21 protein-coding genes are annotated in these 24,019 nt (G+C 72.0%); 12 read left to right on the top strand and 9 right to left on the bottom strand.

Annotation, left to right across the window (positions count from 1 at the left end; translation table 11 throughout):
* Window positions 1–67 precede the first annotated feature (67 nt).
* Together H4696_RS06745 and H4696_RS06740 are read left to right on the top strand one after the other, a co-directional pair.
* Window positions 68–2,050 carry an APC family permease gene (locus H4696_RS06745; protein ID WP_086856256.1) on the top strand — a complete coding sequence of 661 codons (1,983 nt, stop codon included), beginning with the start codon at window positions 68–70 and terminating at the stop codon, window positions 2,048–2,050.
* A 10-nt stretch (window positions 2,051–2,060) separates the two neighbouring features.
* Window positions 2,061–2,558, top strand: a complete 498-nt coding sequence (locus H4696_RS06740) for a DinB family protein (protein WP_086856255.1) — start codon at window positions 2,061–2,063, stop codon at window positions 2,556–2,558.
* A gap of 73 nt (window positions 2,559–2,631) precedes the next feature.
* On the opposite strand, the gene H4696_RS06735 is transcribed toward H4696_RS06740, so the two are convergent.
* Together H4696_RS06735 and H4696_RS06730 are read right to left on the bottom strand one after the other, a co-directional pair.
* A complete protein-coding gene (locus tag H4696_RS06735) occupies window positions 2,632–3,009 on the bottom strand; it encodes a hypothetical protein (protein ID WP_192782114.1) in 378 nt (125 codons plus the stop codon).
* A complete protein-coding gene (locus H4696_RS06730) occupies window positions 3,006–4,109 on the bottom strand; it encodes an ion channel (RefSeq protein WP_086865552.1) in 1,104 nt (367 codons plus the stop codon). The genes H4696_RS06735 and H4696_RS06730 overlap by 4 nt, the downstream gene beginning before the upstream one ends.
* 180 nt (window positions 4,110–4,289) lie before the next feature.
* Here H4696_RS06730 and H4696_RS06725 point away from each other — a divergent pair, with 180 nt between their 5' ends.
* On the top strand, window positions 4,290–6,314 hold the full coding sequence (locus tag H4696_RS06725; RefSeq protein WP_086865553.1) for an MGH1-like glycoside hydrolase domain-containing protein: 2,025 nt from the start codon (window positions 4,290–4,292) through the stop codon (window positions 6,312–6,314).
* On the opposite strand, the gene H4696_RS06720 is transcribed toward H4696_RS06725, so the two are convergent.
* Window positions 6,286–7,203 carry an FkbM family methyltransferase gene (locus H4696_RS06720; RefSeq protein WP_225955612.1) on the bottom strand — a complete coding sequence of 306 codons (918 nt, stop codon included), beginning with the start codon at window positions 7,201–7,203 and terminating at the stop codon, window positions 6,286–6,288. The genes H4696_RS06725 and H4696_RS06720 overlap by 29 nt on opposite strands.
* Between H4696_RS06720 and H4696_RS06715 the strand changes: the two genes are divergently transcribed.
* Window positions 7,202–7,360: a hypothetical protein gene (locus tag H4696_RS06715; RefSeq protein ID WP_192782113.1), complete on the top strand. Its 159-nt coding sequence runs from the start codon at window positions 7,202–7,204 to the stop codon at window positions 7,358–7,360. The two genes, H4696_RS06720 and H4696_RS06715, sit on opposite strands and share 2 nt — an antisense overlap.
* A 1-nt stretch (window position 7,361) precedes the next feature.
* Here the strand turns inward: H4696_RS06715 and H4696_RS06710 are convergent, their stop codons facing one another.
* Complete coding sequence (locus H4696_RS06710) at window positions 7,362–10,652, bottom strand: TM0106 family RecB-like putative nuclease (protein WP_086857490.1); 3,291 nt, start codon at window positions 10,650–10,652, stop codon at window positions 7,362–7,364.
* A 403-nt stretch (window positions 10,653–11,055) separates the two neighbouring features.
* Window positions 11,056–11,325: a hypothetical protein gene (locus tag H4696_RS06705; protein WP_086857514.1), complete on the bottom strand. Its 270-nt coding sequence runs from the start codon at window positions 11,323–11,325 to the stop codon at window positions 11,056–11,058.
* A 57-nt stretch (window positions 11,326–11,382) separates the two neighbouring features.
* On the opposite strand from H4696_RS06705, the gene H4696_RS06700 reads away from it, so the two are divergent.
* The 6 genes from H4696_RS06700 (at window position 11,383) to H4696_RS06675 (ending at window position 16,554) form a co-directional block, all read left to right on the top strand.
* Window positions 11,383–12,120, top strand: coding sequence for a MerR family transcriptional regulator (locus H4696_RS06700; RefSeq protein ID WP_086857491.1), 738 nt, complete (start codon window positions 11,383–11,385; stop codon window positions 12,118–12,120).
* Between the two features lie 2 nt (window positions 12,121–12,122).
* A complete protein-coding gene (locus H4696_RS06695; protein WP_169734880.1) occupies window positions 12,123–12,881 on the top strand; it encodes an IclR family transcriptional regulator in 759 nt (252 codons plus the stop codon).
* A gap of 84 nt (window positions 12,882–12,965) precedes the next feature.
* Window positions 12,966–13,997 carry an aromatic ring-hydroxylating oxygenase subunit alpha gene (locus tag H4696_RS06690; RefSeq protein WP_086857493.1) on the top strand — a complete coding sequence of 344 codons (1,032 nt, stop codon included), beginning with the start codon at window positions 12,966–12,968 and terminating at the stop codon, window positions 13,995–13,997.
* Window positions 13,994–14,152, top strand: coding sequence for a hypothetical protein (locus tag H4696_RS06685; protein ID WP_086857494.1), 159 nt, complete (start codon window positions 13,994–13,996; stop codon window positions 14,150–14,152). Before H4696_RS06690 ends, H4696_RS06685 begins: the two co-directional genes overlap by 4 nt.
* Entirely contained in the window at window positions 14,152–15,045 is an 894-nt protein-coding gene (locus H4696_RS06680; RefSeq protein WP_086857495.1) for a PDR/VanB family oxidoreductase, read from the top strand. Before H4696_RS06685 ends, H4696_RS06680 begins: the two co-directional genes overlap by 1 nt.
* Window positions 15,046–15,087: 42 nt before the next feature.
* Window positions 15,088–16,554 (top strand): phospholipase D-like domain-containing protein, encoded by a 1,467-nt coding sequence (locus H4696_RS06675; RefSeq protein WP_225955611.1) that lies wholly within the window; start codon window positions 15,088–15,090, stop codon window positions 16,552–16,554.
* On the opposite strand, the gene H4696_RS06670 is transcribed toward H4696_RS06675, so the two are convergent.
* From H4696_RS06670 to H4696_RS06655, 4 genes are all read right to left on the bottom strand, one after another.
* Window positions 16,551–18,125, bottom strand: coding sequence for a succinic semialdehyde dehydrogenase (locus H4696_RS06670; protein WP_086857497.1), 1,575 nt, complete (start codon window positions 18,123–18,125; stop codon window positions 16,551–16,553). The genes H4696_RS06675 and H4696_RS06670 overlap by 4 nt on opposite strands.
* Entirely contained in the window at window positions 18,122–19,750 is a 1,629-nt protein-coding gene (locus tag H4696_RS06665) for a GMC family oxidoreductase (protein WP_086857498.1), read from the bottom strand. The genes H4696_RS06670 and H4696_RS06665 overlap by 4 nt, the downstream gene beginning before the upstream one ends.
* A gap of 165 nt (window positions 19,751–19,915) precedes the next feature.
* Window positions 19,916–20,374 (bottom strand): dihydrofolate reductase, encoded by a 459-nt coding sequence (locus tag H4696_RS06660; protein WP_086857499.1) that lies wholly within the window; start codon window positions 20,372–20,374, stop codon window positions 19,916–19,918.
* Window positions 20,371–21,168: a thymidylate synthase gene (locus tag H4696_RS06655; protein ID WP_086857500.1), complete on the bottom strand. Its 798-nt coding sequence runs from the start codon at window positions 21,166–21,168 to the stop codon at window positions 20,371–20,373. Before H4696_RS06655 ends, H4696_RS06660 begins: the two co-directional genes overlap by 4 nt.
* A 103-nt stretch (window positions 21,169–21,271) precedes the next feature.
* Here H4696_RS06655 and H4696_RS06650 point away from each other — a divergent pair, with 103 nt between their 5' ends.
* Entirely contained in the window at window positions 21,272–21,724 is a 453-nt protein-coding gene (locus tag H4696_RS06650; RefSeq protein WP_086857501.1) for a Fur family transcriptional regulator, read from the top strand.
* A complete protein-coding gene (katG, locus tag H4696_RS06645) occupies window positions 21,721–23,997 on the top strand; it encodes a catalase/peroxidase HPI (protein ID WP_086857502.1) in 2,277 nt (758 codons plus the stop codon). Before H4696_RS06650 ends, katG begins: the two co-directional genes overlap by 4 nt.
* Window positions 23,998–24,019: the final 22 nt, after the last annotated feature.

Here is a 24,019-nt window from a genome sequence, read left to right as displayed (position 1 = left end):
CCGCGCCGCCAGGCGTCGGGCATGCTTGTCCCCGAAGTCAGCGGGCTGAGGGGACGTGAAGGCGAAGATGGGTGTTTCACCCGAATTGACCATTCCGGCGAAGGTCGACAGCCCGGTGCCACCCCGCGCACCGGCTTCCGGGGTCGCCCGGTGGCTGCTGGAGCACCGGGTCGCTCCCGTGGGCCGGGCCGGCGGCGAGGACCACGGCACACCGCAGGCCTGGTGGAAGGTCATGTGCCTGACCGGCGTCGACTACTTCTCGACGTTGTCCTACCTGCCCGGGATCGCCGCGCTCGCCGCCGGGGCGCTGTCGCCGCTGGCCACGCTGCTGATCGTCGCGCTCACCCTGCTCGGGATGCTGCCGATGTACCGCCGGGTCGCCCGGGAAAGCCCGCACGGGCAGGGCTCGGTCGCGATGCTGGAGAACCTGCTGCCGTTCTGGCGCGGGAAGCTCTTCGTGCTCACCCTGCTCGGGTTCGTGGCCACGTCGTGGATCATCACGATCACGCTGTCCTCGGCCGACGCGACCGTGCACCTGCTGGAGAACCCCTACCTGCCCGGGTTCCTGCACGGCCACGCCGTCCTCATCACCGTCGTGCTGCTGCTGATCCTCGGCGGGGTGTTCCTGCTCGGCTTCAGCGAGGCCGTCGGGGTCGCCATCCCGCTCGTCGCGGTGTTCCTGCTGCTCAACGCCGCGGTCACCGTCGCCAGTGTCGTCGACCTGCTCGGCAACCCCTCGGCCCTCTCCGGCTGGACCGACGCGCTGACCGCCGGCGGCGGCGGGTTCGGCGGCATCGTCGGCCCGGCCGTGCTCGCCTTCCCGCTGCTCGTGCTCGGGCTCTCCGGGTTCGAGACCGGCGTCAGCATGATGCCGCTGGTCGCCGCGGACGGGAAGAACGCCGAAGAGAAGCTCGAGTCGCGGATCCGCAACACGCGGAAGCTGCTCACCGCCGCCGCGCTGATCATGTCGGTGTTCCTCATCGCGACCAGCTTCGTCACCACCGTGCTGATCCCGGCGGACGCCTTCAAGGAAGGCGGCGAAGCCAACGGCCGCGCCATGGCCTACCTCGCCCACCACGAACTGGGCGAGATCTTCGGAACCGTCTACGACATCAGCAGCGTCCTCATCCTGTGGTTCGCCGGCGCGTCGGCGATGGCCGGGCTGATCAACATCGTCCCGCGGTACCTGCCCACCTACGGCATGGCGCCGGAGTGGGGCCGCGCCGTCCGGCCGGTCGTGCTCGTCTACACCGCGATCAGCATCCTCATCACCATCGCGTTCGGCGCCGACGTCAACGCGCAGGCCGGCGCCTACGCGACCGGCATCCTCGCGATGATGGTCTCGGGCGCGGTCGCGGTCAGCATCTCGGCCGTCCGCCGCCGCCAGCGCGGCGCCGCCACCGGCTTCGTCGTCCTGACGCTCGTCCTGCTCTACGCGCTCGTCGAGAACGTCATCGAGAAGCCGGACGGGATCGCCATTTCGGCGCTGTTCATCCTCGGGATCATCGTCGTCTCGCTGGTTTCGCGGGTCACGCGGACCACGGAGCTGCGCGCCGAGCACATCGAGTTCGACGACGAGGCGCGCCGGTTCGTCGCCGACTCGCTGGCCCACGACGGTGCCCTGAACATCATCGCCAACAAGCGCCAGGACGGCGACCATGACGAGTACGCCGCCAAGGAAGCCGAACAGCGCGGGATGAACCCGGTGCCCGGGCCGGCCGACGTCCTGTTCCTCGAGATCGACGTCGTGGACCCGTCGGAGTTCAGCAACGTGCTGCAGGTGCGGGGCGTCGAGGTCGACGGCTACCGGATCCTCCGCACGAACAGCCCCGCGGCGCCCAACGCGATCGCCGCGATCCTGCTGACCCTGCGCGACGTCACCGGCGTCCGGCCCCACTGCTACTTCGAGTGGTCGGAAGGGAACCCGCTCGGGCACCTGTTCCGCTACCTGCTCCTCGGCCGCGGCGACACCGCGCCCGTGGTCCGGGAGATCATCCGCAGCAGCGAGAAGGACGCCGACCGCCGCCCCGGCATCCACGTCGGCGGCTGAGGAGATGCCGGTGAGTTCGTTCGAAGTGCCGCTCGACGGCGAACGCGTCCAGCTCGAGGCCTTCATCGAGGAACACCGCGGCGCCATCCAGGCCGCCCTCGACGGCCTCACCGAGGAGCAGGCCCGCCGCCGGCTCGTCCCCTCGGCGACGACCTTGCTCGGGCTGCTCAAGCACGTGACGTGGATGCAGCGCGTGTGGTTCGAAGAGTGCGTCGGCGGCACGTCCCGCGCGGAGCTCGGCCTGGTCCCGAACCCGGACGAGTCGTTCCGGCTCGCCGACGACGACACCGTCGCCTCGGTCACCGCGGCCCACCGGGAAGCCTGTGCCACGGCCCGGAAGGTGGTGGCGGACCGGCCGCTGGACGTGGTCGTGACCGGGCACCGGACCGGGCCGCGCACGCTTCGCTGGGTGTACCTGCAGGTGCTCCGGGAGCTGGCCCAGCACTGCGGGCACGCGGACATCCTGCGCGAACAGATCCTGGCCGACAGCGTTCCACAAACGTCTTGAATGACTCATTCAGGTCTTCGGAGGTCCTGAATGACTCATTCAAGACGTTTGGCCAGCCGAACGCCGGCGGCGCTCAGCGGGCGGCGGGCGGGGGTCCCGCGCGGCGGACCGGGGCGCGGGCCGGAGCCGGGGCCCGGCCGGTGGGCGGACGCGGTCCGCGGGCCTGCTGGCGGACCGGCGGGCGGCCGGGTTCGCGGGCCGGCGGCCTCGCCTGGGCCCGGCGGACCGGGCGGGGCGCGGGTTCGGGTTCCGGCGGGAGCGGGCCGGGGCGGTTGGCCCACGAGTCGAACAGCAGGATCAGGCCCGCGAAGACCGCGCAGCCCAGCCCCAGCAGTACGTTGACCAGGGCACCGAGGATGCCGGCCACCAGCAGCACCGGCAGCACGGCCATCAGGCAGTACGGGTCGATCCGGCCGAATTTCCGGCGCGACGGGCCCTCGCGCGAGCTCACCTCGCGGCCCCCGGCTTCCTCCTCGGCATTCTTGCAGTATGCAGCGTCTCGCCCGGCGGGGCCACCTCCCCCCGCAGGGCCGCCTCGACCTCGGCGCCGGTGAGCCGCCGCGGGCCGACGTAGTACAGCACCGCACCGGCCGGCAGTTCGGCGTCCCAGGCCGGGTTGACCTCCAGGTCCGCGCCGGTGCGCACGGCCAGCAGCGTCGCCCCGTACGAGCGGCCGAGCGCAAGGCGGCAGCGTTCGGCGGGGAGCCGGCCGAGCGACTCCGGCAGGGTGACCGAGAACGTGTCGGCGCCCCCGGCCGTCATCAGCTCGGCGTAGACCTCGGTGATGCCCGGGGACGTCAGCTCCTCGGTCACCATCCGGGGCGTGTGCCACTGCACGCAGCGGATCCGCGGGTCGACGTACCGGACCAGCTCGGCCCGGTCGAGGTCCCGCAGCGTCACGACGACGTGCGAGGACGGCGTGGCGTGGCCCACCGTGACGGCAACCGCCAGCGCGGCGTTGTCGTCGGCCACGTCGACCAGGACCGCGGCCGCACGCGCCAGGCCGGCCCTGGCCAGGACGTCGGCCGCCGTCGGGTCGCCGCGGACGAACTGCACCGGCCGGTCCGGCATCGGGTGGAGCCCGACCTCCTCCCCCGCGCAGAGCACCAGCCCGGGCACCCCGTCGGCCAGCAGCTGGGCCACGATCCGCTCGGTCCGCCCGGCGGTGTACCCGATCAGCACCGTGTGCCCGCTCGCGCGCACCGCCTCCGTCCCCTGCATCCGCCGTCCCTTCGCCTGTTCCAGCACCGAAGCGAGCTTGGTGAACACCGTCGTCAGGGTCGCGATCCCACCCACGATGACGTAAACGCCCACGACGTGGCCGAAGACGGTTTCGGGTGAGAAGTCGCCGTACCCGACCGTGGTCGCGGTGACGACGAAGTACCACCAGTACGTGCCGGGCCGGACCAGCTCACTGCCCGCCGGCTCGGCCAGCACCATCAGCGGCCAGCTGGTCGCGAACACGACGAGCACCACCGCGGCCGGCAGCAGCCAGCCGCGGCCGGGGGTCAGGACCCAGCGCGCGAACAGCCGCGAAAGGAAGAACGCCACCGGCCCTCCTCACTCAGCGCGACCGCGGTCCCGACACCCGATCACACGGTGCGACCGGACACAACGGTCTTTATCCGACCGTGACGCCGGACAGAAACGGACAGGATCCCGCCGCTCCCCGGGAAATCCGGCCGTTCCGTGGTGCACTGGCTCCGGCGATCGGTGCGAAGGGGTACGCGCATGGCAAACGACGTCCGGCGGCGGTTCGGCGCGGCGGCCTTGGTGGTGGCGACGGCGTGCGGGGTGCTCACCGGAGCCGCGGTGGCGGCTCCCGCGGCGCTCCCGTCGCTCGAGTTCGCGAACCCCGGCAGCCAGGCGCTGTACGGCGCCGCCTACGACGCGGCACTGGACAACCTGGCGCGCACCAACACGATCGGCTACGACCCGAAGTACGACAAGAGCGGCCTGCTCGACCCGGCCACCGGCCTCGTCCGCGCCGGTGGCGGCTACGACCAGCCGTGGACGCGCGACGCGTCGGTCAACAGCTGGAACGCGACGAGCCTGCTCGACCCCGCCTTGGCGCGCAACACCTTGTGGGCCGTGGTCGACAAGGACGGCGGCGGCGCGCTGCGCGTGCAGCAGGACGACCAGCAGTGGGATCAGGTCGTCTGGGCGACCGCCGCGTGGCACCACTTCCTCGTCACCGGCGACCGCGCGTTCCTCGAAAACGCCTACACCACCACGAAGAACACCCTGGCCATCCGGGAAGCCGCCACCACGGCCGGGTTCAACCGCACCTACGGGCTGTTCACCGGCGCGTCGTTCTTCAACGACGGCATCGCCGGCTACCCCGCGCCCCCGGCCGACGCCACCGAATCGGTCAGCACCGGCAGCATGCCCTGGCCCGGTGTCGCGAGCGGGATGTTCTTGAGCACCAACGAGGTCTACTACGCGGCTTACGTCAACGCCGCCAACATGGCCGGGCAGCTGGGCCGGCCGGCCGCGGAAGCCGCCGCGTACCGCACCAAGGCCACCGCGCTGAAGAAAGCGATCAACCGGAACTTCTGGAACCCGAAGACCGGGCTGTACGACTACCAGCTGCTCGCCGACGGCACCCGCGGCGCCTACCAGGAGGGCACCGGGCTGGCGTTCGCGCTGCTCTTCGGCGTCGCGAACCCCGCGCAGGCCCGCTCGATCGTCGCCAACGCCCGCGAAATGGCGTGGGGCATGCCCGACACCTACCCGAACTGGGCGCGCTACTCCGACGCGCAGCCGGGCCGGCACAACGCGATCGTCTGGCCGCTCGTGCAGGGCCTGTGGGCGAAAGCGCTGGCCGGGCAGGGCGAGCAGAACGGCTTCGCCGCCGAAACGACGCGCCTGGCGAAGCTGGCCGGCGGCAACAGCGGCTACTGGGAGATCTACAACGGGAACACGGGGGTCGTCGACGGCGGGTACCAGCGGCTCGGCGACACCGTGAAGTTCCACTGGGGGTCCGAGCCCGACCAGACGTGGTCGGCGACCGCGTTCCTCGACATGGTCCACAGTGGACTGTTCGGGCTGCGGTTCGGCCCCGGCGGCCTGACCTTCGCCCCGACCCTGCCCAGCGGCTGGGGCGACGTCACCCTGCGGCACCTGCGGTACCGGGCCGCGGACCTCACCGTCACGCTGCGCGGCGCGGGCACCGTGATCCGCTCGGTCACCCTCGACGGCCGCCCCGCCCCGGCCGAACTCCCGGCGACGCTCGGCGGCGCGCACACCGTCGAGATCACCCTGACCGGCGCACCCGCGGGCGACCGCGACGGCGACGGCGTCCCCGACGCCCAGGACCGCTGCGCCGACACCGCCGGGACCGTCGGCGGCTGCCTCGATCCGGAGCACCTCGAAGCCGAAGACGCGCACAACACCGGCGGGGTCAAGACGAACGTGAACCACACCGGCTACTCCGGCCGCGCCTTCGTCGACGGGCTCTGGGCCGAGGGCGCGGCGTCGGCCTTCACCATCCACCGCACCACCACCGCGCCGGCGACCGGCACGCTCACCGTCCGGTACGCCAACGCCAACGGTGACGCCCGCACCATGACGCTGTCCGCCGACGGCCGCCCGCTGCGGCAGCTGAGCTTCCCGAAGGTCTCCGACAGCTGGGACGACTGGGGCACGGCGACCTTCGCCGACATCCCGGTCACCGGCCCGGACCCGGTGCTCACGCTGTCCTACGCGCCCGGCGACACCGCCCGGATCAACCTCGACTGGCTCGGGTACCGCTGACCGCGAACACCATCCCGATGTCGGCGGCCTCCTGGACGGGGTCCTGCACCGCCTCGACGGTGAACCCGCGCGCGGTGAAGACGTCCCGGACGGTCTCGCGGTGCTCGCGCCAGCCTTCGACCTCGACCACCGCCTGCCGCACCAGGGGCCAGTGCCGGTCTTCGAGACCGCGCAGGACGTCGAGCTCGGCCCCTTCGACGTCCACCTTGAGCAGGTCCACGCGCTCGATGCCGTGTTCGTCGAGCACCGCCGAGAGCGGCCGGACCCGGACGCGGTGGGTTTCGAGCTCCCGCATCACCCGCAGCTTGCGCCCGACGATGCCGCGCAGCACGGGCGCGGGCACCCGGCGGAGCCCGCCGCCGAGGCCGCCCCGGCGGATCATCTCGACGACGCTCGCGGTCACCCGGCGCCGCTCGACCTCGATGTTGTTCTCGTCCCGCAGCGACGACGAGAAGATGGTCGCGGCCGGGAAGTAGCTGAAGTCGAGCTCGTCCTCGGCGGCGGCGAGGCCGTACGGCAACGCGGTCAGCCGCTCCGCGAAGAAGTCGCGGCCGTTGCGGTCCAGGGTTTCGAACAGCGGCGGGAGCGGTTCGAAGGCGTAGATCCGCGCGTCGCCGCCGAGGCGCTCGAACACGGCGGCGGAGAAGACCCCGACGTTGGCGCCGACGTCGAGGACGGTCGCGCCGGGGGCCAGGTCGATGCCGTGGGCGAAGTAGGCGCCCACCTCCTCGCGCAGGAAGGCCACCTCCCACGGGTTGATGCTGTGGAGGTCGATCGCGTCCAGGGGCACGGGCGAAGGAATATCAGCAACGGCCGCGGCGGTCCAGCCCCGGAAGGCGCTTTCCGCACCCGGCGTGAACCGGCGGCCGCCGGGGTAACCGCCCGGCATGACCGAAGCCGAGCACCAGCCCATCAGCCCCGACGTGCCCCGCCCGCCCGGCACCCCGGACGTCGACCTCGACATCGAAATCCCCGAGACCGACCGGAAACGGCCCGGCGGCCAGGACGTCGACGAGGACGCCGGCGAGGCCGAACCGCCGAGCTGAGCTACCCGGCCGGCCAGGGCCGCGCCGCGGTGAGCAGGCCGATCATGCCCGCGACCAGCCGCATCTGCTCCACCGTCCGGATGTCGGCCTCGACCAGCCGGGGTGAGCACACCAGGATCGCCAGCGCCTGCGCCCGCGAGAGCGCGACGTTGAGGCGGTTGCGCGAGAGCAGGAAGTCGAGGCCGCGGGGCAGGTCGACCGCCGAGGACGACGTCATCGTCGTGATCACCACGGGTGCTTCCTGGCCCTGGAACCGGTCGACCGTGCCCACCCGCACCCCGGGGAACCCGGCCTCCTCCAGCGCCCGGGTCACCGTGCGCGCCTGCAGGTTGTAGGGCGCGACCACGACGATGTCGGCGTCGGTGAGCGGCCGGGTCGTGCCGTGGTCGGTCCACGCGCGGCCGTGCAGCCGCGCGACGATCGAGGTGACGACGGCGGCTTCCTCGACCGACCGGGTCGTGTTGCCGGTGTGGTCGGCCTCGGCCACGTACAGCCCCGGCTCGACGCCTTCGATGCCGCGGTCGGCCGCGGACGGGTGCGAGTGGAGGCGCCCGGCGTAGGACAGCTCCGACACCGGCGCGCACACGGCCGGGTGCATCCGCCGCGTCTCGTCGAGGAAGTAGCCCAGCTCGGGCGGCATGATGTCGGCCTCGCCGATCAGGTGGCCCAGCGCCGAGGCCTCCGCGCCCGCCGGGTGGGTGCCCTGCACGACCTGCGGCAGCTGCTGCGGATCGCCCAGCAGCAGGACGTTCTTGGCGCACACGGACACCGCGAGCGCGTCGGCGAGGGCGAACTGGCCCGCCTCGTCGATGATCATGTAGTCGAAGGGCTCTTCGCGGATCGCGGCGTTGGCGAACGTCCACGCCGTCCCGCCCACCAGGTGGCCGGTGTCGTGCTCTTCACGCCACTTGACCAGCGCCGGGTTGCTCTTCGGCTGGTCCCACGGCGCCGCCGGGTCCGGCGTCCGCTTCGCGCGCTTGGCGCACGGCAGGTCCGGGGCGCTCTTCTTCGCCGCGCTCAGCACGTTTTCCACGGCCTTGTGGCTGGTGGAGGTGACCGCGACGGTCCGGCCCGCGCGCACGAGCCGGGCGATCAGCCGGCCGGCGAGGTAGGTCTTGCCCGCGCCCGGCGGGCCCTGGACGGCCAGCGTCGAGCCGTCCAGCTCTTCGACCGCGTCGATCACCGTGGCAACCAGGTCCGGGCCCGGCTCGGGCAGCGCCGCGCCCCAGCGCAGCCGCGGCGGCGTCCGGCGGAGCAGGTCGATCCCGGGGTGCCGCGGCAGCTCCGGCAGCGTCTCGACGGTCAGCCGGGCGAGCTCGGCGACCGCTTCGTCCTTGGGCGAAGGCCGGACCGGGCTGCCCGGCAGGACCGCCGTCGGCCGGTCGTTCGTGGTGGCGTCGGGCGGGCTGCTCTCCTCCACGGTCAGCTCGACCGCCGACGCGGCGACGACCTTGGCGTCGCGGGCGGTGTCGCCGTAGCGCAGCCGCACCTCGTCGCCGGGCGCGAACGGGTGCGGCCGGTCCGGGTCGCAGGCGAGCTGCAGCGTCCGCTTCGCCGTGCGCACCCGCCCGGCCGGGGGCACCCACTCCCCCGCTTCCAGCGCCACCGGGACGGCGCAGGCGGTGTCCACCTCGAGGTCGCCGAGCGGGGCGGCCAGCTGGCGGAAGTACTCCCACCAGGCCGGGTTGGTCTCGCGGCGGTGGTAGCCGACGGACGCCGCCAGCAGCGCACGGGCCCGGTCGTCCGCGGTGAAGTCCGCGGGGTCGTCCGGCAGGCCCTCGAGCAGCGGGTCGACCAGCGCGGCCAGCTGCGCGGCCCGTTCGGCGCGCCGCTCGGCGGCGACGTCCTCTTCGGCCGCGCGCAGCAGGGCGTCCTCGGCGGATTCCTCGGCCGGTACCGGGACGTCGATCCCGGCGTCGGCGCGGACGCGGTGCAGGAAACCGAACAGCCGCTGGGCCGAGACGCAGTCGTCCTCGGTGTCCTCGGCGATCCGCCGCAGCACCTCTTCCGCGCGCTCCGGCTCACCGGACCGGTCGAACGCCAGGTACTCCTCGTACTCGTCGACGTCCGACACGGCGGTCTTGGTGCGGGCGCCGGGCTGGTAGAGCGGCTCGAGGTGGCGGATCGAGTACGACCGCTGAGACACGCGCAGCGCCTTGCGCACGACCGCGTGCAGGTCCACGACCGCGCCGCTGCGCAGCAGGTGGTCGACGGTCTCCTCGCGGGTGCCGTGCACGGCCGCGAGCCGCTTGATCGCGGTGACCTCGTAGGGCGCGTAGTGGTAGACGTGCGAGCCGGGGTGCTCGGCGACGCGCGCGGCGGCGAAGTCGACGAACTCCTCGAAGGCGCGCTTCTCCTGGGCCCGGCTGTGCGCCCAGAACGCGGTGAACCGCCGGTCTTCGTCCTCGGTGACCGCGCCGAAGAGGTACTCCAGCCCTTCGCCGGCGAGGGCGTGCGGGTCGCCGGCCAGATCCACGAACACGTCCCCCGGCGCGGGCGCCGGCAGCGCGGCCAGCTCCTCGGGGCCGACGATCTCGTAGCTGATCTCGCCGGTGGCGTCCTGCCGGACCTGAAGCGCAGCCTGCGCGCGCAGGGCGGCGAACGCCGTCACCGACAGGTCCCGCGGCCGGTCGCCCGGCCCGGCGGCGGCGAGGGCGTCGATCGACCCCAGCCCGGCGGCGGTGAGCTTGCGCCGCTGGTCGCTGCGCATCCCGGCGACGAGCGAGAGGTCGCGGTCGGCCTCCCGGGCCGACGCGCAGTGCCGCGCGAACCCGCAGCCGGCGCAGGCGGGCCGTTCGTCGGCCCACAGCGGGACGGGCAGCCGCGGGGTGCGGTCGCGCAGGCGGGTGCGCAGCCGGTCGACCAGGGGACGGAAGTCGTCGACGCGCAGCGTCCGGGTGGTCCCGTCACTCAGCCCGAGGTGCACGTCCGGCCCGGCGGCCTCCCCGAGGGCGTCGGCACAGGCGGTCAGCCGCACCACGGCGGCGGGCGTCGCGTGCCGGACCGGCTGGGTGTCGTGGACCTCGTAACGGCCTTCGGGGGTGCGGACGAGCGAGCCGACGCGGGCGGTGAAGTCCCCGTCGCGCAGGACGGCCCCGGGGATCACCGGTGTCCCGGCGCGGATCGCTTCCCGGGTGGCTTCGGCTTCTTCGGGGGCCGGTTCGGTGCGGTCGCCCGGCAGGTCCTGGTCGGCGGGGCGGGGTGCTCCCGGCAGTCCCGCGGCCCAGGCCTGGTGGAGGAGGCTGCGGTGCTCGCACTCGAGCAGGTCGGCGAGATCGGCTGGAGTGACCATCGCCGCGAAGTCTGACACGGCGGGCGCGCCCCGCTTCCCGACACGCCCCGAGGAGGGGTGGGAATGACTCGTTCACGTCACCGGCCCGATGCCATGAAAGGGTCGTTCACGACGTCAGGTGACAGGGGCCCGGCAAAGTCGGGTCGGTGCGGTCCGCGGCGTTGCGCCGGCGTCTTGAATGACTCATTCAGGACGTCCGAAGACCTGAATGAGTCATTCAGGACGTGGGGCGAGCGGGTTAGCGGCGGCGGAGTGGCTGGCCGCGCGACTTTGCCGGGACCCTGACGTCAGGTGACATGAACGAGTCGTTCACGTCACCGGCCCGGGTCGCGGTCTTGAATGAGTCATTCAAGACCGCGGAGGTCCTGAATGACTCATTCAAGACACCTCAGCGGGCGGGGACTCACCGGCCAGGTTCGCCCAGCAGCCGCTCCAGCTCGGTGCCCGCCTCCTCGTAGCCGGCGTCACTCACCCGCTGCAGCTCCAGCAGGTCACGGGCCGCGACCGCCCGCCGCGTCAGCAACCGACCGGCGTGCATGCTGCCCTCATCCAGCAACTCACTCAACGCGGCGACGTCGCCGCGAGCGTCGGCCAGGTCGGCAAGGCGGTCCAGGGCGCGCTCGTTGCCCTCATCGGCCAGTGCGCGCAGGGTGGCCGGATCCACGTTCGTCATGGCATCGAGTCTGCAACCCCGCCCCTGGGGCAGGGTCAAGCGCGGCATCATGGCGGGGTGATCACCATCGGCAGGCTGGCCGCGTACGCCGGCGTTTCGATCAAGACGGTCCGCGTCTACCACGCGAAGGGCCTGCTCCCGGAACCCGACCGGGACGCGTCCGGCTACCGGCGCTACACCGCCGCCCACGCGATCGACCTGCTCAAGATCCGCACGCTCGCCGAAGCCGGTGTCCCGCTGGCGCGCATCAAGGAACTCGGCGACGCGACTCCCGACGAGGTCCGCGAAGCCCTGCACGACGTCGATCGCGAGCTGACCGCGCGCATCAAGGACCTCCGGGAAACGCAGCGGCGGCTCCGGCGGCTCGGGTCCGGCCTGGTGCACGGGCTGCCACCCGAGGTCGCGCGGCACCTCGAGCACCTTCCCGGACTGGGCTTTTCCGCACGCTGGGTCGCCATGGAGACGGACCTGTGGATCCTGGTCTACGCGACGCACCCGGAGCTGGCCGCGGAGTCCTTCCGCGATCAGGCGGAGGCCCTGACCGACCCCGGCCTGCGGCAGCTCTACCTGGACTACGACCGCGCCCACGACCTGGACCCGGCGGACCCGGCGCTCACCGTCTTGGCGGGACGGATCGTCGCGGCCACCCGGCGGCGCTACGGCTCCGGTCCCCTGCCCGGCCTGGACGCGCCGTCGGCCGTCCCGGCGCTGATCCAGAACGCGGTGAACGCCGAGTCCCCGGCGTGGCGACGCCTCGACGAGCTGCTCCGCGCGCAGCTGATCCCGGGGAGGTAGCCGTGCCGCATCGAGGTCGCGTTCCGGGCGCCACCGGGCCGGTGCTCGGCCGCGCGCTCAAGGTGCTCGAGGCGTTCTCGCCGGACCACCCCGAGCTGCGGCTGAGCGAGGTCGCGCGCCGGGCCGGGCTGCCCGCGGCCACCGCGCACCGGCTACTGCGCGAGTTCTGCGAGTGGGGCGCGCTCGAGCGGGACGAAGCGGGCGTCTACCGCGTCGGGCTGCGGCTGTGGGAGCTGGGCTCGCTCGCCCCGCGCGGCCTGGGCCTGCGGGAACGCGCGTTGCCGTTCCTGGAGGACCTTTCGCAGATCACACGGGAGAACGTCCAGCTCGCCGTCCGCGAAGGCACCGAGGTCGTGTTCATCGAGCGCATCGCCGGCTCGGGGGCGGTCCCGGTGCTGACCCGCGTCGGCGGCCGGTTCGCCCTGACCGCGACCGGCGTCGGGCTCGTCCTGCTCGCCCACGCGCCCGCCGACGTGCAGGAAGACGTCCTCGCCGGCCGGATCGAGCGCTACACGCCGGAAACCGTCACCGACCCGGACCGCCTGCGGCACCTGCTCGCCGACGTCCGCACCCACGGGTTCTCCATCAGCGAGCGCCAGGTAACCCTCGACAGCCTCTCGGTCGGCGCCCCGATCCACGACGCCCGCGGGCAGGTGGTCGCGGCGGTCTCCCTCGTCGTGCGGTACGGCAGCGCCTCGCCGCACGCGCTGGCCCCCCTGGTCCGCACGAGCGCCCGCGCGATCTCCCGCGCCCTCGGCTGAGCTTTCCGTCTTATGGAAACGCCCTTCGCGGCGAGGGGCCCGCCCGCCCACGCTGGGGTCCCCGCCACGAGAGGACGAACTCCGATGAGCGCCATTCCCCGTGACCAGTGGTACGTCGCCGCCTACGGTGCCGAGATCGGTGCGGAGTTGTTCAGCCGCACCATTTGCGGCGAGCCGGTCCTGTTCTGGCGGACCCGGGACGGGAGCGTGACGGCCGTGGCCGACCGGTGCGTGCACCGCCGGTTCCCGTTGTCCCAGAAGCCTTCGCGGCTCGTCGACGACCAGGTCGTCTGCGGCTACCACGGCTTCACCTACGGCGCGGACGGCAAGTGCGTCGCGGTGCCGGGGCAAACCCGGGTGCCGAGGACCGCCCGGCTCGCGCGGTACCCCGTCGTGGAGCAGGACTCCTTCGTCTGGGTGTTCATCGGCGACCCCGCGAACGCCGACGCCGCGCGGATTCCCCGGGCCCCCTACCTCGATTCGCCCGGCTACACGACGGTCGCCGGGATGGAACCGCTGAAGGCGCGGTATTCGCTGCTGGTCGACAACCTGCTGGACCTGTCGCACGAGACCTACCTGCACGGCGGCTACATCGGCACCCCGGAGGTCGCCGCGACGCCGATCACGACCGAAGTCGACGAGGAGAACGGCGTCGTCTACGTCTCGCGGCACATGGACGACGCGGAATGCCCGCCCTTCTACGCCAAGTCGACCGGCCTGCAGGGGCGCATCGCGCGCTGGCAGGACATCGAGTACACCCCGCCGTGCCTGTACAAGCTGCACAGCCGCATCGCGCCGGTCGGGTCCGTGCCGCGCCCGGACGGCAGCGATCCGGACGCCTTCCACGTCGAGGTCGTCTACGCGATCACGCCGGAGACCGAGCACTCGACGCACGACTTCTGGGCCGTGGCACGGGACTTCGCGCTCGACGACGAAGGCGTTTCGGCGTTCCTGGCCGAGAACAACCGCACGGTGGTGCTGCAGGACGTCGAAGCACTCGACGTCCTCGAGCGGGTCATCGCCACCGAACCCGCGGGCTACCAGGAACTTTCGGTCAACATCGACACCGGCGGCCTGGCCGCGCGCCGGATGCTGCAGCGGCTGGTTTCGCCGTGAACCGCCCGATGCTGACCGGCGAGCGCGTCAACCGGATCCACTGGGTGCTCGGCACCGACCGGCTGCGCGCGGTCTGCCACTGCGGGGCCGAACGCGAATTCGAGGACCCGGTCGCGCTCTGGGACTGGCTGCTCGCCCACCCCGAAGGACACTGATGAAACTCCTGGTGGAACACAAGGAAAAGGTGGCCGACGCCGTCGTCCGCCTGACGTTGCGCGACCCGGACGGCGAGCCGCTGCCGCCGTGGGAACCCGGTGCGCACGTCGACGTCGAACTGCCCGGCGGCCCGCGGCAGTACTCGCTGTGCGGCCGTCCCGGGGACACGTCGGCGTACCAGGTCGCGGTGCTGCGCGAGGCCGCCGGGCGCGGCGGCTCGGCGTACGTGCACGACGAGCTGCGCGCCGGGCACCTGGTCGGGGTTTCCGCGCCCCGCAACCACTTCCCGCTGGTGCCCGCCGAGCGGCACTTGTTCATCGCGGGCGGCATCGGCATCACGCCGATCCTGCCGATGCTCGACCGCGCCACCGACTGGCAGCTCGTCTACGGCGGCCGGACGCGCTCGTCGATGGCCTTCACCGACGAACTGGCCCGCTACGGCGACCGCGTGACGATCCGGCCGCAGGACGAGGAAGGCCTCCTCGACCTGGCCGGCTTGCCGGCCGCGCCGGGCACCGCGGTCTACTGCTGCGGCCCGGCACCGCTGCTGGCGGCGGTGGAAGCGCTCGGCTTCGAGAACCTGCACGTCGAGCGCTTCACCCCGGAACCGGACGACGGCCCGCGCACGGCGTTCGAGGTGGAGCTCGCCGGGTCCGGGCGGGTGCTGGCGGTGCCCGCGGACCGGTCGATCCTGGAGGTGGTCGAGGAAGCCGGTGTCCCGGTGCTGTCGTCGTGCCGGGAAGGGACGTGCGGCACCTGCGAAACCGGCCTGCTCGGCGGGACGCCGGACCACCGCGACGCCGTGCTGACCGCGGCCGAGCGGGCCGAGAACGAGGTCATGATGCTCTGCGTGTCCCGCTCCCGCTCGCCGCGGCTCGTGCTCGATCTTTGACGGAGCGTCACTGCGCGGCGGACTCCGCCGTTCTGTAGTGCGATGGGACGGGTGAAGACGTTCCACGCATTCCTGGACAAGGTGGACGAGCGGCTCGGCGACGGGCTCGAAAGCGCACTCTGCGCCCACCACCGGCGGCGGCTGCGCGGGCTCGGCTGGGGTGACGTGCTCGGCCCGGGCGGCACCCGGGACCGGCTCGGCGGGCGAGCCCCGGTCCGCGACGGCAACCGCGTGCGGGTGCTGATCGACGGCGAGGAGTCGCTGCCCGCCGTCGAAGCGGCGATCCGGCGGGCGAAGTCGCACGTGCACATCGCGAACTGGCACGCCAGCGCGGACTTCCGGCTGACGCGCGAGACCGGCGCGCCGACCCTGCGGGAACTGCTCGCCGAGACGGCCGGCCGCGGCGTCGACGTGCGGGTGCTGCTGTGGGGCGGACCCCCGGTGCCCGCGTTCCAGCCCTCGCGCAAGCTGGCGCGGTCGGAGCAGCGCAAGTTCACCGACGGCTCGGCCGTGCGCTGCGTGCTGGACTCCCGCGAGCGGACCCTGCACTGCCACCACGAAAAGCTGGTGGTCGTCGACGACGAGGTGGCCTTCGTCGGCGGCGTCGACTTCACCGCGCTGGAGGGCGACCGGCACGACAGCCCGGACCACCCGCCGCGGCCGATCGGCTGGCACGACCTGATGGCCCGGCTCGAAGGACCGGTGGTCGCCGACGTCGCGGGCCACTTCCGGCGGCGCTGGATCGAAGTCGCGGGCGAAGACCTGCCCGAGCCCGCGGTGCCGGAACCGGTGGGCGGCAGCCGCGTGCAGCTGCAGCGGACCGTGCCGAACAGCACCTACGGCTTCCTGCCGAAGGGCGAATTCACCATCCTCGACGGCTACCTGCGGGCCCTGCGTTCGGCCCGGCGGCTCGTCTACCTGGAGAACCAGTTCCTGTGGTCGCCGGAGATCACCGAGGTGCTCCTCGACAAGCTGCGGCACCCGCCCGGCGACCGCTTCCGCGTGGTCCTGCTGCTCCCCCGCAAGCCCAGCAACGGCTCGGACACCACCCGCGGCCAGCTGGGCCGGCTCCTCGACGCGGACGACGGGAACCGGCGGCTCCTCGCGACGACGATCAGCGCGCACGACGGTGAATCGGCGGCGCCGGTGTACGTCCACGCGAAGCTCGGCATCGTCGACGACGAGTGGCTGACCGTGGGCTCGGCGAACCTCAACGAGCACTCGCTGTTCAACGACACCGAGGTCAACGTCGCCACCGACGACCCGGAGGTGGCCCGCACGACGCGGCTGCGGCTGTGGGCCGAGCACCTCGGCCGCCCGGTCGCGGAACTGGAGCACACCGACCCGGCGGACGTCGTCGACCACCTCTGGCGGCCGCTGGCCGAGGAGCAGGCGGAGCGGGAACGCAAGGGTGAGCGGCGCACGCACCGGCTGGTGCTGCTCCCGGGTGTGTCGCGGCGGGCCGGGCGGTTGCAGGGCCCGCTGCGCGGACTGCTCGTGGACGGCTAGCGCAGGCGCAGCTTCCGCAGCGTCTTCAGGCCGGAAAGCATGCTCTCGACGTACTTTTCGTAGTGCTGCCCCGGCCGCGGGCCCATTACCTGCTTCTTCAGCACCGCCAGGTTCTGCCCGTCGGTGTACTTGAGCAGGCCCTGGTCGCCGTGGCGGGCCCCGACGCCGGAGTTCTTGACGCCGCCGGACGGGGTTCCCTTGGCCGCGTAGGCCGTCGCGAGGATGTCGTTGACGTTCACGTTGCCGGACTCGATGCGGGCCGCCAGCGCGCGGGCCGCCGGAACGTCAGTGCTCCAGACCGACGCGTTCAGGCCGTAGTCCGTGTCGTTGGCCAGCGCGACCGCTTCGTCGACCGTGCGGTAGGAGTGCAGCGCCACCACGGGACCGAAGGTTTCCGTGACGCCGCAGAGCATGTCCTTCGTGACGCCCTCGAGGATCGTCGGCTCGAAGAACGCCGGGCCGAGGTCGGGGCGGGGCTTGCCGCCGCACAGCACCGTCGCGCCCTTGGCGACCGCGTCGTCCACATGGGACTTGACGCGGCGCATGTGGTCCACCGACACAAGGGAGCCCATCTCGGGACCGAAGTCGTACGCGGCGCGGACGTCGAGGGCCGAAGCCGCCGCCACGAACGCCGTCTTGAACTCGTTGTAGCGGGACTCCGGCAGGTAGATCCGCTCGACGTGCATGCAGATCTGCCCGGTGTTGCCGAACGCGCCGAACACCGCGCCCTGCACGGCTTCGCTGATGTTCGCGTCCTCCAGGACGATCATCGGGTTCTTGCCGCCGAGTTCGAGGCAGCAGCCGATGAGGTTGCGGCCGGCCCGCTCGCCGATCACCTTCCCGGTGGCCGTCGAGCCGGTGAACATGACGTAGTCGGCCTGGTCGATCAGCGTCGGGCCGACGTCCGGGCCCTCGCCGCAGACGACCTGGAACAGGCCCTTCGGCAGGCCGGCCTCCTCCAGCAGCCGCACGCCGTAGAGCGGGGAGAGCGCCGTCTTGTTGTCGGGCTTCAGGACGACCGCGTTGCCGGCCATCAGCGCCGGGACGGCGTCGGAAATGCCGGTGGCGAACGGGAAGTTCCACGGCGCGATGATGCCGACGACGCCCTTGGGTCGCCGGACCTCGGTCGAGGACGTCACCAGCGGCACCGGGCCGCCGCGCTTCACCGGTGCCAGCAGCTTCGCCGCCCGCTTGAGGTAGTGGCTCATCACCATCGGCGGGTCGCAGGTCTCCTCGATCGCCATCCGCCGGTTCTTGCCGCTCTCGACCTGGATGAGGTCGGCGACGGCCCGCGCGTGGTCGACGAACAGCGTGTGCGCCCGCTTGAACACGGCCAGCCGCTGCTTGACCGGCGTGGCGGCCCACTTCCGCTGTGCCTCGCGCGCGACGGCGAACGCCCGCTCGATGTCCTCGGGGGTGGACTGCGGGAGCTCGACGAGGACGTCGCCGGTGTAGACCTCGGTCAGCTTCCAGGTCGCGCCGGCCGAACCCGGGACCCGGGCGACGAGCTGCTCGAGGAAGGCGCCGGTCACCGACGCCGGGCGGGTGAGGCCGACCGGGGTGAGGGTCATGACTCGCTCCCGAGGACGAGCTGGGCACCCATCTCGCCGATCATGATGCAGGGCGCGTTGGTGTTGCCGCCGGTGATCGACGGCATGATCGAGGCGTCGCAGACCCGCAGCGCGTCGACCCCGCGGACCTTGAGGTCGGGTCCGACGACGGCGAGCTCGTCGACGCCCATCCGGCAGGTGCCGACGCCGTGGTAGACCGACGTCGCGCGGTTGAGGATCGCGTCGCGCAGCGCCTGGCCCTTGAGGTTTTCGCCGGGGTGGATCTCCTCCTTGACGGCGCCGCCGAACGCCTTCGAGGCCATGATCTCGCGCACCATCTCCGAACCTTCGCCGAGCACTTCGAGGTCGGCCGGGTCGGCGAGGTACTGGAAGTCGATGAGCGGCGCGGCCGTGGGGTCGGCCGAGGCGAGCCGCAGCGTGCCGCGGCTCTTCGGGTAGATGAGCGTGGTGAGGACGGTCAGCGCGCCGCGCTTGTCGACGGCGTGCCGGATCGGGGCGTCCTGGTTGGGCGAGACGTACGCCCAGGGCAGCAGGTGCAGCTGCAGGTCGGGAACGGCTTCGGCCTGGGAGGTGCGGAGGAACGCGACCGCCTCGAAGACCGAGTTCGCCAGGAAGGTGGAGCCGGGCCGCAGCAGCTCCTTGGCCAGGCCGCGGGCGAAGAACGGCGCCGTGCCGCGGAGCTTGCTGGAGGACACCTGGAAGGTCAGGGCGTGGAACATGTGGTCGTGCAGGTTGTCCCCGACGGACAGGTCGGCGACGACGTCGATGCCGTGTTCCTTCAGGTGCTCGGCGTGGCCGACCCCGGAGAGCATGAGCAGCTGCGCGGACCCGACGACCCCGGCGGCGAGGATGACCTCCTTGCCCGCCCGCACGGTGCGCAGCCCGCCGCCGGCGTCGACCACCTCGACGCCGGTGGCGCGGCCGTTCTCGATGAGCACCTTCTTCGCCAGCACGCGCGACTGCAGCTGGAGCGACGGCGGCGCGTGGTGGAGGTAACCGCGCGAGGCGCTGTAGCGCAGGCCGTCGGCGGCGTTCTGCTGCATCCGGCTGACGCCTTCTTGGGACTCGGCGTTGTAGTCGTCGAGGATCTCGCAGCCGATCGCGTCGGCGGTGGCCTCGAGGAACTGCAGCGTCCCTTCCTGCGGGATCTTGTTGCGGGTGATGCGGATGGGGCCACCGGCGCCGCGGAAGGCGTTCTCGCCGTCCTCGAAGTCCTCCATCCGCTTGTAGGCGGCGTTGACGCGGTCGGCGTCCCAGCCCTCGTTGCCCTCGGCGGCCCAGGAGTCGAAGTTGGCGCGGTTCCCGCGGACGTAGACCATGCCGTTCACGGAGCTGGAGCCCCCCACGACCTTGCCCCGCGGCACCGGCATCCGGCGATCTAGAACGTGTTTCTGCGGAACGGAGTAGTAGCCCCAGTCGACGAGCCCCTTCAGCTGCGGCACGGCGTGCATCGGCGCGACCATGCCGGGCTTGGTGACCAGCAGCTGGCTGTCGCTCTTGCCCGCTTCGAGCACGATCACGCTGGCCCCGGACTGCGCCAGCCGCCCGGCGACCGCCGCACCGGAGCTCCCCGACCCGACGACGACGTAGTCGGCTTCGTCGCTGCGTGGCGCCCGCTTCGCCATTTCCGCTCCTCGGTCCGCCCGGACACGTAAACTGTAACGTGTTCTAGTCAGGCAACCGTATAGCGCCACGGTCCGCGTCGGCAAGTGCCTTGAATGAGTCATTCAGGTCGCCGGAGGTCCTGAATGACTCATTCAAGACGTCCGGCCGAGCCGATCGGGCCGGGCTCAGCCCCAGGTCAGGAACCGGTAGTGCAGCCCGGTCGAAGACTCCAGCCACTCCCCCACGGACTCCGCCGCCCGCCCCACCTCGGGCGCGCGCGTGTCCCCCTCGAAGGTCTCCCGGATCTCCGTCACCACCACCCGGTCCGCCACCGGCAGCGCCGCCGCGTAAACCGCCGCCCCGCCGATCACCCACACGTCACCCGACACCGCCGACAACGCCGAAGCCAACGACGGGAACGTCTCGGCCCCCTCCTGCGGAGTCCGCGAAAGCACCAGGTTGCGCCGCCCGGGCAATGGCCGGAACCGCGGCGGCAGCGACTCCCACGTGCGCCGCCCCATCAGCACCGCTTCCCCCGCAGTCACCGAGCGGAAATGGCGCAGGTCCTCCGGCAGGTGCCACGGCAGCTGCCCGTCGCGCCCGATGACGCCGTTCGCCGACTGGGCCCAGATCAGCCCGATCACACCGCCACCGGGGCCTTGATGCCCGGGTGCGGGTCGTAGCCCTCGACCGCGAAGTGCTCGTACGTGTAGTCGAACAGGCTCTCCGCCGGCTTCAGCGCCAGCGTCGGGAACGGCCGCGCCTCGCGGGCGAGCTGCGTGCGGACCTGGTCGACGTGGTTGTCGTAGATGTGGCAGTCGCCGCCGGTCCAGATGAAGTCGCCGACGCCGAGGCCGACCTGCGCCGCGATCATGTGGGTCAGCAGCGCGTAGCTCGCGATGTTGAACGGGACGCCGAGGAACAGGTCCGCGCTGCGCTGGTACAGCTGGCAGGACAGCTTGCCGTCGGCGACGTGGAACTGGAAGAAGGCGTGGCACGGCGGGAGCGCCATCCGCGGGATGTCGGCCACATTCCACGCGGACACGATGATCCGCCGCGAGTCGGGGTTCTCGCGCAGCGTGCGCAGGACCTCCGCGATCTGGTCGACGTGGCCGCCGTCCGGGGTCGGCCACGAGCGCCACTGGACGCCGTAGACCGGGCCGAGGTCGCCGTCGTCGGCCGCCCACTCGTCCCAGATCGTCACGCCGTGCTCGCGCAGCCAGCCGACGTTGGCGTCGCCGCGCAGGAACCAGAGCAACTCGTACGCGATCGAGCGGAAGTGGACCTTCTTCGTGGTGATCAGCGGGAAGCCGGCCGAGAGGCGGTAGCGCAGCTGGTGCCCGAAGATCGACCGCGTGCCCGTACCAGTACGGTCCCCTTTGCGGGTCCCCGTTTCGAGCACGTGGCGGAGGAGGTCTTCGTACTGCGTGTCCGGCATGCCCCGGAGCCTAACCAGGCGGGTACCGGGCCGCGCGACACCACCGGGTGGAACCGCCGTCATAACTTGACTCATTCCAGATACGGTCCTAGGGTCAGCCGTGATGTCCGACTACGAAGCGCAGTTGCGAGCCGTCTCACTCCGTGTGACGCGGCCCCGGCTGGCCGTGCTCGCGGTGCTGCGCGAGAACCCCCACGTCGACACCGAAACGGTGATCGACCTGGTGCGCGCCGAGCACCCGTCGGTGTCGCACCAAACGATCTACGATGTGCTGCGTGCGCTCACCGACACCGGTCTGGTGCGGCGCATCCAGCCCGCCGGTGCGAACGCCCGCTACGAATCACGCGTGGGTGACAACCACCACCACGTCGTGTGCCGCTCCTGCGGGGCCATCGCCGACGTCGACTGCGCCGTCGGCCACACCCCCTGCCTCACCGCCTCGGACGACCACGGTTTCGTGATCGACCAAGCGGAGGTCGTCTACTGGGGCACCTGCCCCGACTGCGCGGCCGAACGCACCCGAAATGATTCGCCGCTCTCGGAAGGAAGTAAATGAGCTCCACCCAGGACAACGCCCCGTCCAGCGCGCAGGGCGTGGACCAGAAGGCGGCGGCCGGTTGCCCGGTCGCGCACGACTCCGTGACCTCGCACGGCAGCGAGAGCGAGAACCCGGCGATCGGCTCGCCGCAGCCGAAGACGGGCGGCCGTCCGCGCACCAACAAGGACTGGTGGCCCAACCAGCTCGACCTCACGGTGCTGCACGCGCACTCGGCGAAGAGCAACCCGCTTGGCGAAAAGTTCGCCTACGCCAAGGAATTCGCGAAGCTCGACGTCGAGGCCCTCAAGCGCGACATCACCGAGGTGCTCACCACCTCGCAGGACTGGTGGCCCGCCGACTTCGGCCACTACGGCGGCCTGATGATCCGGATGAGCTGGCACGCCGCGGGCACCTACCGCATCCACGACGGCCGCGGCGGCGCCGGTGACGGCGGGCAGCGCTTCGCCCCGCTGAACAGCTGGCCGGACAACGCCAACCTCGACAAGGCGCGGCGCCTGCTGTGGCCGGTCAAGCAGAAGTACGGCCAGAAGATCTCGTGGGCCGACCTGCTGGTGCTGGCCGGCAACGTCGCGCTGGAGTCGATGGGCTTCAAGACCTTCGGCTTCGGCTTCGGCCGCGTCGACACCTGGGAGCCGGAGGAGATCTTCTGGGGCCCCGAGGACGACTGGCTGGGTGACGAGCGCTACGCCAGCGACTCCGAGATGGTGCCGGAGCTCGGCGCGACCGAGATGGGCCTCATCTACGTCAACCCCGAGGGTCCCCGCGGCAGCGCGGACTTCAAGGCGGCGGCGAGCTTCATCCGCGAGACCTTCGCCCGGATGGCGATGAACGACGAGGAGACCGTCGCCCTCATCGCCGGCGGCCACACCTTCGGCAAGACCCACGGCGCCGGCGTGGCCGACGACCACGTCGGCCCGGAGCCGGAAGGCGCCCCGCTGGAGGCGCAGGGCCTCGGCTGGCTGAACACGCTCGGCAGCGGCAAGGGCCCGGACCAGATCACCAGCGGTCTCGAGGTGACCTGGACCGACAAGCCGACCGAGTGGAGCAACCGCTTCTTCGAGATCCTGTTCGGCTACGAGTGGGAACTCACCACGAGCCCCGGCGGTGGCAAGCAGTACGTCGCGAAGGACGCTCCGGAGATCATCCCGGACCCGTTCGACCCGACCAAGAAGCACAAGCCGACCATGCTGACGACGGACCTGTCGCTGCGCTTCGACCCGGTCTACGGCCCGATCTCGCGCCGGTTCCTGGAGAACCCGGACGAATTCGCGCTGGCGTTCGCCAAGGCCTGGTACAAGCTGCTGCACCGCGACATGGGCCCGATCAGCCGCTTCCTCGGCCCGTGGGTCGCCGAGCCGCAGCTGTGGCAGGACCCGGTGCCGGCCGTCGAGGGCGAGCTCGTGGGCGACGCCGACATCACCGCCCTCAAGGCGAAGGTGCTCGACTCCGGGCTTTCGGTGGCCGAACTGGTTTCGACCGCGTGGGCGTCGGCCGCGAGCTTCCGCTCCACCGACAAGCGCGGTGGCGCCAACGGCGCGCGGATCCGCCTCGAGCCGCAGCGGAACTGGGAGGTCAACCAGCCGGAGCAGCTCGGCAAGGTCCTGGAGATCCTCGAGGGCGTCCAGCGCGAGTTCAACGAGGCCGGCGGCGCGCAGATCTCGCTGGCCGACCTGATCGTGCTGGCCGGCTCGGCCGCCGTCGAGAAGGCGGCGCGCGACGCCGGCGTCGAGACGACCGTGCCGTTCCACCCGGGCCGCACCGACGCCTCCCAGGAGCAGACGGACGTCGACTCGTTCAAGGTGCTCGAGCCGCGTGCCGACGGGTTCCGCAACTACCTGCGTGACGGCGAGAAGCGCCAGCCGGAGGTCCTGCTGGTCGACCGCGCCTACATGCTCGACCTGACCGCGCCGGAGATGACGGTCCTGGTCGGCGGCCTGCGCGCCCTCGGCGCGAACCACGGCGGTGCGGCGCACGGCGTCCTCACCGACCAGCCGGGCGTGCTGACCAACGACTTCTTCGCCAACCTGCTCGCGCCGGGCACCCGGTGGAAGGCGTCGGAGTCGGCGGAGAACGTCTACGAGATCCGCGACGTCTCGACCGACGAGGTGAAGTGGACCGCCACCGCGGTCGACCTCGTCTTCGGCTCGAACTCGCAGCTGCGGGCTCTCGCCGAGGTCTACGCCAGCGACGACGCCCGCGAGAAGTTCGTCGGCGACTTCGTGGCGGCGTGGACGAAGGTCATGGAGCTGGACCGCTTCGACCTCGCCTGATCACGTGCGAAGGCCCGGCCGG

Origin of the sequence: Amycolatopsis lexingtonensis, assembly GCF_014873755.1 — a bacterium.
GTDB classification, from domain to species: Bacteria; Actinomycetota; Actinomycetes; order Mycobacteriales; family Pseudonocardiaceae; genus Amycolatopsis; species Amycolatopsis lexingtonensis.
Note: the sequence above shows the minus strand (reverse complement) of the source record. Positions and strands in the feature narration are given on the sequence as shown.